Below are 729 nucleotides of genomic sequence, written 5' to 3'. Positions count from 1 at the left end.
GGGGGCTAGGAGGTCGGTTACGGCGCCGCGGTCTTGGGCGGGGTCTTTGAAGGTGCCGATGAAGGGGGTCTTGGCTACGCCGAAGGTGGGGATGCCGGTGAGGACGCCTAGGTGGCAGGCGAGGCCGAAGCGGCGGGGGTGGGCTAGGCCGTAGCCGTCGCAGACTAGGACGTCGGGGACTACCTTGAGCTGCTCGAGGGCGTCTAGGAGCGCGGGGATCTCGCGGAAGGCCAGGAGGCCGGGGATGTAGGGGAACTCGACGGGGCGGCGGGCGGTGGCGTGGTCGACCATCTCGAGGTTGCGGATGTCGAGGACGGCCACGGCGCCGGCCACGCGGGAGTCGTCGGGGGCGTAGGCGACGTCGAGGCCTGCGACGTAGCGGAGCGGGCGTGGGAGGGGCCCGTGCGGTTCGACGGTGCGGCGCAGGCGGTCCTGTTCTCGCAGCGCCTCGGCTTCGTCGGCTGGGACGTGGAACGCGGCATGCCCTTCGTACACGCGCCGACTCCTCAAGTCTCCCGTGCTCAGAGGACCGGTCCCCCGGTCCGTGCAGTACAACAGAACTACCCGGCCCCTGTGAAGCCCTCGTGAAGGGCCCCTTAGCGATGTCCCACAGTAACCCACACGGGGGCGGCGACGTGTCGAACTCTGATACCGCGTCGGGCGTGTTCAGAGTGGCGTTCTCGGCGCGCCGGACATGCCGATGCGGACGGCGAAGATGTGGGGAAGGGG

The 729-nt window shown here is 69.8% G+C and carries 1 protein-coding gene; it reads right to left on the bottom strand.

The window, feature by feature from the left end; all coding sequences use genetic code 11:
• A partial coding sequence (locus KDL01_RS41580; protein ID WP_212534218.1) for an endonuclease V occupies positions 1 to 495 on the bottom strand: 495 nt, incomplete at its 3' end.
• Positions 496 to 729 lie beyond the last annotated feature (234 nt).

It is taken from the genome of Actinospica durhamensis (genome assembly GCF_018139695.1).
Classification (GTDB): domain Bacteria; phylum Actinomycetota; class Actinomycetes; order Streptomycetales; family Catenulisporaceae; genus Actinospica; species Actinospica durhamensis.
The sequence above is the reverse complement of the archived record's forward strand: the minus strand, read 5'-3'. Positions and strand labels throughout refer to the sequence as shown.